Below are 9,002 nucleotides of genomic sequence, written 5' to 3' on the forward strand. Positions count from 1 at the left end.
TCCGCCTGAAAAGCGGAAGGTCGCCGGTTCGATCCCGGCCCTGGCCACCAGGATTAGTGCAGTTCAACGCAACGAGAGCCGCCGCCGATTGCGCGGGTCGAACCGTTGCCGGATCAGCCCGTAAATGTCGGCTTGTGCTCATGCAGGGCACGGCGAGCGTGAGGCCACAACGGCATACCAGCCGAGATCGTGGCGCCCAAAGCGATGACGCCGATCGCGACGTCGACGCTCTCCCGCCCTTCGTGTGACCAGTAGACGTCTTTAAGGTCAAGCAACAGCGCCAGCTCGTCGACTACCAGCGCGTTGGCCGCGCCGTACGCGACCGCCACCGCTGGGTGTTTCCGACGCTCGTCTGAGCCGCGCAGCCCGACGGCGCCGACAGCCGAGAGCAGCGCGATACCGATGTTGTAGTGGTGGAAGTGGCGGCCCCCGACGCTAATGCCGCCGCCCTCGGGGCCGTGTCCGCGATGGATCCAATGCGTTAGCAGCCGTAGACCTGCGAACATCGCGGTGAACGACGCCCAGGACAGGACCGCGGCCTGCTCGGCGGAATTGAGGTGCTGGCCGAACTCGTGGCCCAGCCTCGCCCAACGGCTTTGCGCGACAAGCGACGACATACCTAGTTCCTACTCCTGCCGCGACCGTAAGGGTTTGAATTAGTGCTCTGCAGTCGTTATCCCGTCGAACGCGCGGGCGCCGATTCAACATGTTGCGGCTCCGAGATTTGTGAACTGACCATATGTCTTTACTCCAGACACTCTGTTGGGATCCGGACCGGATACCGGATTCAGCGCTGTGCGAGGTAATTCCATCGTCGGGCAAGCCGCCGATCCCGTCGATGTGTTTGGCGACAGGATTCGGTAGCAACAATTTGTCCGCAGCGACAGCGTCAAATTACATAGGGGGCGATCAGAGCGGTCGTACCCAACACGACCAACCCGATTACGAATGCGACGATCGTAAAGCCCATCACCTGACGGACATTGAGTTTCGCGATCGCAAGCAGGGGCAGCAACCAGAACGGCTGGATCATGTTCGCGACCCCCTCGCCGACGGCGACCGCCATGGAGATCAACCCGAGATACGCCGGCGAGCGCTGACCGATCGCCAGCGCCGAGCCGACCGCGATCGGGCCCTGCACGGCCCAGTGCCCGCCGCCGGACGGCACGAACAGGCTGATGACCAATGAGCCGATGAAGGTCAGGAACGGCAGCGTGTACTGGGTCGCGCCGCTCACCAGCGTCTGGGCCAGCAGCGTCTGCAGCGGCTTGGCCCCGTGGGCCGCGTGCGAGGGCAGATAGCCCAGCAGGCCAACCAGGCCGCCGTACAGCGGATACTGCAGGAGCAGCGGACCGGACACCTTCGCGGCGCCGGTGAATGCCCGGATGAACCGGATCGGCGTGCGGTGCAGCAACGCACTTGTGATCGTGAACAACATGATCATCGATGAGATGTTCAGCGCGAAACCGCTGATGCAAAAGTAGGCAATGCCCGCGGCGAACATGAGGACATTCAGGATCCACAGGTTTTCCAGCCATTCAGCAAACGTCTTCTTGCCCTCGGCCTTAACCTCGGGCTGGTCCTCGACTTCGAACACCGCGGGATCGGGTGCAAGGCTCTGCCCCGGCTCCATGCGCCAGATCGCGAGCGCGAGCAGCGCCAACACCACGATCACCGACAGCCAGCTGTAGGGCTGGAAGATCGTCAGCTTCAGCGGCACCGTGATGCCAGTCATTTTGTGGATCACGTTGATTGGGCTGCCGTTGTCCGTGTTCGCCAGCGCGATCGACGACGAGAGTCCCTGCGTCCAGACGATGAAGCCCATGAACGCCGCCGCGATGAGATAGCCGAAATGCGCCTCGGTGAAGCGCTTCGCGACCTGCCGGGCGACCAGCGCGCCGGCTACCAGCCCGAGGCCCCAGTTCAGCAGGGAGAGAACAGCACTCACGCCGAAACAGAGGAGGGCTCCCTGGATCTGGTTCCTCGGCTTGGCGGCGATGGCGACGATGGCCCGCTTCAGGACCGGCGCCTCGGCGAGCGTGTAGCCCGTCACAAGGATCAGGACCATCTGGAAGGCGAACGTGAAGATGTTCTGCGGTCCCCACACACCGCCGTACCACGCCTTGAGCATGCCGCTGGGCGAGGCGCCGTTCACCGAAAGAGCGACCAGCGCGGCGACGATGAGGGTGAGGATGACGGCGAACAGAAACGGGTCGGGCATCAGGCGTTCGACATACCGGACACACAGCGCAGTGAGGGATTGCATGACGCCGCGGCGTTTGGGTTTGTCTCCTTCGACTGATGGCTTTGGCTGTTCGGGTTCGGCCTCTGGCGCCCCACTCGTAGCCTTGGGGTCTTCGTTCGTTGTCATTGACCTACCCTCGCTCGCAATCCCAATGGCGACTGAACCGGGCTGGCCACCAGAAGCTAGTCGAATTCGATAGGCAGACTCTTCGGCCCGCTCAGGCTGACGATCGGTTTCCAGGGCACGGGCCCGGCAATTCGCGGGTTGCGCAGTCGCCCGGTCAGAACATTCAGCGCTTCGGCGATCTCGCGCCTGGCCAGGTTGGCGCCCAGGCAGTAGTGCACCCCGCCGCCAAAGGTCAATATCGCCGGCGCCCCCTCGCGGGTGATGTCGACACGATCCGGATCGTCGTAGACGGTCGGATCGCGATTGGCCGCAAAGGTATTCATCAGCACCATGGTGCCGGCCGGGAAGAGATAGCCGTCGAGCTCCACATCGTCGACCACGAGGCGCAGGGTCCCGCCCGCGATCGGCGAGTGGCGCATGGTCTCCTCCACCGCGTGCATGGCCAACTCGGGATTGTCCCTCAGCAGCTCCCACTGATCGGGGTGCTCGCAGAGCACCTGCACGGACGCGGCCACCTGGTTGCGGGTGGTGTCGGTTCCCGCCAGCAGCAGCCCGCCCGCGAGCATGCGGAGTTCGGCAGCGTCGAGCCGATCCCCGTCGTCCTCGGCGCGAATGAGGTCGGAGAGCAGGTCGTCGGTAAGGCTGCGCCGACGACGGGCGACCATATCGTCGACGTAGTCGTCGAGCTCGCCCCAGGCCCGCATGACGGCAGGCTGGAGGGCGTGGATGTCGGCGGAGAAGCTGAACGCTTGGAAGATGTCGTCAGCCCATGACGAGAATCGCTGCCAGTCTTCCCGAGGCGCGCCGAGCAGTGCGCAAATGATGGGAACCGGGTAGGGCCGCGCGAGGTCGGCGACCACGTCACAGTGGCCCGTCTCGGCGACGTGGTCGACCAGACCGCTCATCACGTCGACCATCGCGTCGTGCAGGCGCGCAACCGTACGAGGGGTGAACGCCTTGGAGCACATTCCGCGTAATCGGCGATGCGTCTCGCCCTCCACGCAGAGCAAGCTGTTCATCACCTTGTCCCACAACGGGCCCGAGGTGACGCCCTGGGCCTGCAGGACGATGCCGGGCGGCGGCTGGAACCGTTCGTCGCGCAGCACGGCGCGGACGAGCCGGTAGGAGAGCACTTCGGGTCCGAACGGGCCTAATGCGATGGGCGCCTGCTGTTGCACCGCCCGGAATCGGGGATAGACCTCCGCGGGGGTCTCGTCGGCGCCGTAGTCGAGCGTGGGCAGATCGGCGTCAAAAACACTGGGTGGAGCGGTACCGATGGTCATGACGGTCTCCTTTGACGCGTCCGACGGGCCTCGTCAGCATAAAGCGGGTTTTCGCACTCACTCGAAAACGCCGGTAAACTACAGGCATGTAATTCGGCACGTGGGCGCAGGCCGCCCTCGCCGGCAGAAGGAACGGCCATGGACCCACTCAAGATATGCAGTGTTGAATTTGACGATCGCGATCCTTATCGAGCGACATTCAACGTCCACTTGTCCCGCGATATGACGGATTTCGAACGCCAGGCGCTGCCGCCACTGCTCTCCTCGGGCTTTTCTCCGTCGGAGGCCCGGGGTTCTGCGGTGGTGGCGATCAGAAACGCGACGATCACGATGATCGAAGACCACCGAGACCTGCTCAAGCAGATCGTGGCCGAGGCCGAAACACTGGCCAGGACAATGGAACACGGGCAGCATGCGGTTGCCGCGCAGATCGCGGCCAGAGTCGAGGGCGTCCAGCAGCGCGCCGCGGCCATCGACTGGAGCTGACGCGGCCGGCGGCCGCATACTGAAGCCATGGCCGCCCTCGCACTTCGGCTCCTCGCTGCCCTTGCTCTGCTTTATGCGATGAGCGGCGGCGTGCGCGCGAATGCCGACGTGCCACCGCTGAGCCCCGAGGCGCGCGCAGCGGGATTCGTCGACGTGCGCTCCGTCGTGCCCAACGCGCTGATCGACCTGCGTTATACGACGCCGAACAACTTCACCCATACGCAGCTCTACCCGGCCAATGCTCGCTGTCTGGTGCACGAATCGATGGCTCCCGGTCTTGCGACCGCTGCGAAGGTGCTTTCCTCGCAGGGGAACGTGCTCGTCTTTTGGGACTGCTATCGACCACACGACGTGCAGGTCAAGATGTTTGGCATCGTGCCGAACCCGGCCTGGGTGGCTAAGCCCGGCAACTATGCGAAGAGCCACGAGTCTGGTCGGTCGGTCGATGTGACGCTGGCCAACGTCAACGAGCAATGCCCGCGTTGCCTCGTCGACATGGGCACCGACTTCGACGACTTCTCGCCAAGGGCAACGGCTTTCGCCACCGACAGTGTCAGCGCCGCCCAACAGGCCAACCGAGGCCGATTGCGCGATGCCATGAGCGCGGGCGGCTTATCGGTGTACTCCGGTGAATGGTGGCATTTCGACGGCTCGGGCGCCGGGGTCCAGCGGCCCATCCTGGACGTCCCAGTCAACTAGCTGTCTCATAATACGAGATTGCTGTTTCGTATTCTGGAATAGCCAGCGGTAGCCTTGACGTCGAACAGGATTCGATCGCACGGAGGTCGCACCATGACCGATGAATACCAGGCCGTCTACACCCACGGGCATCACGAGTCGGTGCTGCGCGGACATCGAGTTCGCACCGCGGAAAACTCCGCGGGCTATCTGCTGCCGCATCTGCGGCCGGGGCTGTCCGTGCTCGACGTCGGATGTGGCCCGGGGACCATCACGGTCGACCTGGCCGCCAGGGTCGCACCCGGATGTGTCACCGCCATCGAAATGACTGAGAATGCATTGGATTTAGCGCGCACCGAGGCGCAGACGCGGGGCCAGTCGAACATCGACTTCGTGACGTCGGACGTGCATGCACTCGACCTGCCCGACGACGCCTTCGACATCGTCCACGCCCACCAGGTGCTGCAGCACGTGGCCGACCCGGTGCAGGCGCTGCGCGAGATGCGACGGGTGTGTAAGGCGGGTGGCATTGTCGCCGCGCGTGACGCGGACTACGCGGGGTTCACCTGGTTCCCGCAGCTCCCGCCGCTGGACCGGTGGATGGCGCTGTACTGCGCGGCGGTGCGGGCCAATGGCGGCGAACCCGATGCGGGCCGACGACTGTTGTCCTGGGCACAGCGCGCCGGGTTCGACGATATCACGCCGACCGGTGGCTTGTGGTGCTTCGCCACGCCGGAGACCCGCGACTGGTGGGGCGGGATGTGGGCAGACCGGATCGTCGAGTCGGCCCTGTCGCGCCAACTGGTCGAGTCGGAGCTGGCCACCGCCGCGGAACTTCACGAGATCGCCTCGGCGTGGCGGGACTGGGCTGCGGCCCCGGACGGCTGGCTGGGCATCCCGCACGGCGAGATTCTCTGCCGCGGCTAGCCGTCGCCTGGGCTTTCACCTGGTCAAGCGGACGATATTGGCATTCTCTTTTTTTGCAAGTACGTTATCGTCTGAAAGATAACTGCACTCTGGGTGGCAGTCCCCATCGACCAGGGAGGGAAACGTGCGTCTCGGAGTAATGATCGGCGCCGAGCGTGGCGATTCCGCGCGCAAGGTTTCTCGGATGCTCGCCGATATCGAGTGGGCCGAGAACGCGGGCATGGACACCGCGTGGATCCCGCAAGTGCCCAACGACTTTGATGCGTTACTGGCTGTAGCCCTGATGGGTACCCGCACCACCCGCATCGAACTGGGCACCGCGGTCGTCCCGCTACAGGCGCAGCATCCGATTGCGTTGGCGCGTCAGGCGTTATCGACGCACGCCGCCACCGGAGGCCGGTTGGCACTGGGCGTCGGGCCGTCGCACCACTGGATCATCCAGGACATGCTGGGCCTGCCTTATGAGAAGCCGGCCGGTTACACCCGCGACTACCTCGAAGTACTGCACGCCGCGTTCGCCGGGCCCGGGCCGGTCGACGTCGAGAACGAGCACTTCACCGTGCACAACCCGCTGGATCTGGCTCCGGTGGCACCGCTGCCGGTGTTCGTCGCGGCGCTCGGCCCGGTGATGTTGGCTCTGGCCGGTGAGCACGCCGACGGAACCGTGCTGTGGATGGCCGACGAGCGGGCCGTGTCGAATCACGTCGTGCCGCGGATCACCAAGGCCGCCGACAACGCCGGCCGGCCCGCGCCGCGCATCGTCGCCGGAATACCCGTATGCCTCTGCGCGGCAAATGAAGTCGACGCTGCCCGCGAGCGAGCCAATCGAATCCTCGGCGAAGCCGAGGTGTCGCCGAATTATCAGCGGCTGCTGGACTACGGCGATGCCCGCGATGTCGGCGACATCTGCGCGGCCGGTGACGAGGCGGCCATCCTGAAGCGGATGCGCCGATTCGCCGACGCCGGGGTGACCGACCTGTCGGTCCGGCTGCTGCCGATCGGCGAGAACCGCGACGAGCTGGTCGCCTCCAAACGGCGCACCCGCGAGGTCATTTCGGAGCTGGGCGCCCAACTTCGCTGATCACGCCGGCGCAGTGAGGTGCGCCTCGGCGAGCTTACGGAAGGCCGCGACCAGTCGGCTTCGGTCGTCGGCGCGGCACGCCACCACCACGTGGCTGGGCTCGACACCCTCGAGTGGAATCGTGGTCAGGTCCGGGCGTAAAGCACTGATCTGCGAGCCGCCCGCGGTAATCGCCACCGCCTGACCGGCCGCGATCACTTCAAATTTGTCTTCCAGCGCGTCGATGAACGGCCCGTCGGGTGCGCGACGCCCGTCTGGACGCGGATCGACCCGCCAGAACGCGCTCCACGTCGGGTCCGAGTCACGGATCCGGGGCATCGGTTCGTCGGCGATGTCGTCCAGGGTGATCGACTCCTTGCCGGCCAGCCGGTGGTCCAGCGGCACCACCAACACCCGTGGCTCATCGTAAAGAATCGTGACGTGCAACTGGTCGGTCGGAAACGGTAGCCGTGTCACGACCGCGTCCACCCGGTGATCGAGTAGCGACTGGCGGGCTGCGTTCCACTCCAGGTGCACGGTGTGCACGTCGGCGTCCGGGTGCTGACGGCGCATTTCCCGCGCCGCGGGGGTGACGATCAGCCCCGTCGTGTAGCCGATGGTGATCCGGCGGGGCTGTGCGGCGGCGCGAGTCTGTGCCGCGGCGCGGGCCGCCGAACGCAGCAGCGCTTTGGCCGCCGGCAGGAACGCCTCGCCGGCTTCGGTCAGCCGGGTGCCCTGCGGGGTGCGGTCCAGCAGTCGGGCGCCCAGTTCTTGTTCCAGCCGGCGTATCTGCCGACTCAACGACGGCTGCGCCACCCGCAGTTCGGTGGCGGCGCGGCCGAAGTGCCGGTGCTCGGCCACCACGACGAAATACCGCACCAGCCGCAGGTCGAGATCGACCGACGTGTCCTTCATGCCCGAATGGTAACCGGCCAAATACAGTGCGAAGCACGCAAAGCACCCACACGCTGCGGTGATGCCTGATCGGTATTGAGCTATTCGAAACAAGTCTTGGACGCACCCGTTACCCGGAACGCAAGGTGGTGTTACCGCTTAATCGTCACTTCAGGGAGTTCATCATGCGAGTTTTCGTCACCGGCGCAACAGGTCACATCGGGTCGGCGGTGGTGCCCGAACTACTCCAGGCCGGCCACCAGGTCACCGGCCTCGCCCGCTCGGACAGTGGTGCTGCGGCACTGGCGGCCATGGGCGCCGACGTGCAGCGCGGCGACCTCGACGACCTCGAGGGCCTACAGGCGGCGGCCGCCGCCTCCGACGGCGTAATCCACTTGGCCTTCAAGCACAACTTCGACGACTTTCTCGGCTCCGTTGAGGCGGACCGCCTCGCGGTCGAGGCGATGGGCGAGGCGCTGGTCGGGTCTGACCGGCCGTTCGTGGGCACATCAGGCACGCTCATGGTGGCGTTCGTCGAGGGCCGCCTCGCCAACGAAGAAGACACCCTGCCCGCCGGGCCGCGGATCGATGCCGAGAATGCGGCAATTGCGTTGGCGCAGCGCGGCGTTCGGTCGTCGGTGATCCGGCTCGCGCCGTTGGTGCACAGCGACCTGGACCACCACGGCTTCACCCATCACATCATCGACTGCGCCCGCAGGGCTGGTGTCTCCGCATACATCGGCGACGGCGCGAACCGCTGGCCCGGCCTGCACACGCTCGACGCGGCGCGCCTCTACCGGCTTGCCCTGGAATCCGCGCCCGCGGGTTCGCGGTTGCACGGCGTCGCCGACGAGGGCGTGCCGTTCCGTGAGATCGCCGAGGTCATCGGTCGCCGTCTGGATCTGCCTACCAAGGGCATCACCCCAGAGGAGGCGCCAGAGCATTTCGGGTTTCTGGCCGCGTTCGCGGGATTGGACGATGCGACGTCCAGTGAGCGAACCCAGAAGATCCTCGACTGGCACCCGGAACACAAAGGGCTGCTTGCCGATCTCGAGGATGGCCACTACTTCGACGAGGAACAGCCCTGATGGAAGCTGTCGTCGATGTGGCGCGGAAAACCCTGGGGCCAGTCGGAGTGTCTCTGCCGGGTTCGCTGACGACCACGCCCCACGTCGATCTGCAACGGGATGCGGTTCGCCGCCTCGAACGCGCGGGATATCGCATGGTGTGGGTCAACGAGGTGCTCGGCAAGGACGCCCTCGTGCAAGTCGGGACGCTGCTGGCGGCCACCGGACAGGTGGCG

Annotated in this window: 9 protein-coding genes and 1 pseudogene; 6 read left to right on the forward strand and 4 right to left on the reverse strand. The window is 65.6% G+C overall.

The features are described 5' to 3' along the window. Positions 1 to 113: 113 nt before the first annotated feature. The 3 genes from VGH54_RS29155 to VGH54_RS29165 form a co-directional block, all read right to left on the reverse strand. Positions 114 to 617 carry a hypothetical protein gene (locus VGH54_RS29155; protein WP_331515655.1) on the reverse strand — a complete coding sequence of 168 codons (504 nt, stop codon included), beginning with the start codon at positions 615 to 617 and terminating at the stop codon, positions 114 to 116. Between the two features lie 272 nt (positions 618 to 889). Further along, on the reverse strand, positions 890 to 2,266 hold the full coding sequence (locus VGH54_RS29160) for a TIGR00366 family protein (protein WP_331515656.1): 1,377 nt from the start codon (positions 2,264 to 2,266) through the stop codon (positions 890 to 892). 161 nt (positions 2,267 to 2,427) lie between these two features. Next, positions 2,428 to 3,654, reverse strand: a complete 1,227-nt coding sequence (locus tag VGH54_RS29165) for a cytochrome P450 (RefSeq protein WP_331515657.1) — start codon at positions 3,652 to 3,654, stop codon at positions 2,428 to 2,430. A 138-nt stretch (positions 3,655 to 3,792) separates the two neighbouring features. On the opposite strand from VGH54_RS29165, the gene VGH54_RS29170 reads away from it, so the two are divergent. The 4 genes from VGH54_RS29170 to VGH54_RS29185 all read left to right on the forward strand — a co-directional run bounded on the left by VGH54_RS29170 (position 3,793) and on the right by VGH54_RS29185 (position 6,826). Beyond that, entirely contained in the window at positions 3,793 to 4,140 is a 348-nt protein-coding gene (locus tag VGH54_RS29170) for a hypothetical protein (RefSeq protein WP_331515658.1), read from the forward strand. Between the two features lie 78 nt (positions 4,141 to 4,218). Then, positions 4,219 to 4,839: a M15 family metallopeptidase gene (locus tag VGH54_RS29175; RefSeq protein ID WP_331515665.1), complete on the forward strand. Its 621-nt coding sequence runs from the start codon at positions 4,219 to 4,221 to the stop codon at positions 4,837 to 4,839. A 93-nt stretch (positions 4,840 to 4,932) separates the two neighbouring features. Next, on the forward strand, positions 4,933 to 5,745 hold the full coding sequence (locus tag VGH54_RS29180) for a class I SAM-dependent methyltransferase (protein ID WP_331515659.1): 813 nt from the start codon (positions 4,933 to 4,935) through the stop codon (positions 5,743 to 5,745). 124 nt (positions 5,746 to 5,869) lie between these two features. Next, a complete protein-coding gene (locus VGH54_RS29185; RefSeq protein ID WP_331515660.1) occupies positions 5,870 to 6,826 on the forward strand; it encodes an LLM class F420-dependent oxidoreductase in 957 nt (318 codons plus the stop codon). On the opposite strand, the gene VGH54_RS29190 is transcribed toward VGH54_RS29185, so the two are convergent. Continuing rightward, complete coding sequence (locus tag VGH54_RS29190; protein WP_331515662.1) at positions 6,827 to 7,720, reverse strand: LysR family transcriptional regulator; 894 nt, start codon at positions 7,718 to 7,720, stop codon at positions 6,827 to 6,829. 164 nt (positions 7,721 to 7,884) lie between these two features. Between VGH54_RS29190 and VGH54_RS29195 the strand changes: the two genes are divergently transcribed. Then, positions 7,885 to 8,787, forward strand: a complete 903-nt coding sequence (locus tag VGH54_RS29195; RefSeq protein ID WP_331515664.1) for an SDR family oxidoreductase — start codon at positions 7,885 to 7,887, stop codon at positions 8,785 to 8,787. Beyond that, positions 8,787 to 9,002 (forward strand): annotated as a pseudogene (locus VGH54_RS29200) (LLM class flavin-dependent oxidoreductase); the annotation flags it as partial. The gene VGH54_RS29195 and the pseudogene VGH54_RS29200, both read left to right, overlap by 1 nt.

Origin of the sequence: Mycobacterium sp., from assembly GCF_036488105.1 — a bacterium.
GTDB lineage: Bacteria > Actinomycetota > Actinomycetes > Mycobacteriales > Mycobacteriaceae > Mycobacterium.

Coding starts and splice junctions, on each gene's coding strand:
- VGH54_RS29175 (WP_331515665.1), top strand. CDS start 4,219: ATGAGCGGCGGCGTGCGCGCGAATGCCGACGTGCCACCGCTGAGCCCC.
- VGH54_RS29160 (WP_331515656.1), bottom strand. CDS start 2,266: ATGCAATCCCTCACTGCGCTGTGTGTCCGGTATGTCGAACGCCTGATG.
- VGH54_RS29165 (WP_331515657.1), bottom strand. CDS start 3,654: ATGACCATCGGTACCGCTCCACCCAGTGTTTTTGACGCCGATCTGCCC.
- VGH54_RS29195 (WP_331515664.1), top strand. CDS start 7,885: ATGCGAGTTTTCGTCACCGGCGCAACAGGTCACATCGGGTCGGCGGTG.
- VGH54_RS29155 (WP_331515655.1), bottom strand. CDS start 617: ATGTCGTCGCTTGTCGCGCAAAGCCGTTGGGCGAGGCTGGGCCACGAG.
- VGH54_RS29170 (WP_331515658.1), top strand. CDS start 3,793: ATGGACCCACTCAAGATATGCAGTGTTGAATTTGACGATCGCGATCCT.
- VGH54_RS29190 (WP_331515662.1), bottom strand. CDS start 7,720: ATGAAGGACACGTCGGTCGATCTCGACCTGCGGCTGGTGCGGTATTTC.
- VGH54_RS29180 (WP_331515659.1), top strand. CDS start 4,933: ATGACCGATGAATACCAGGCCGTCTACACCCACGGGCATCACGAGTCG.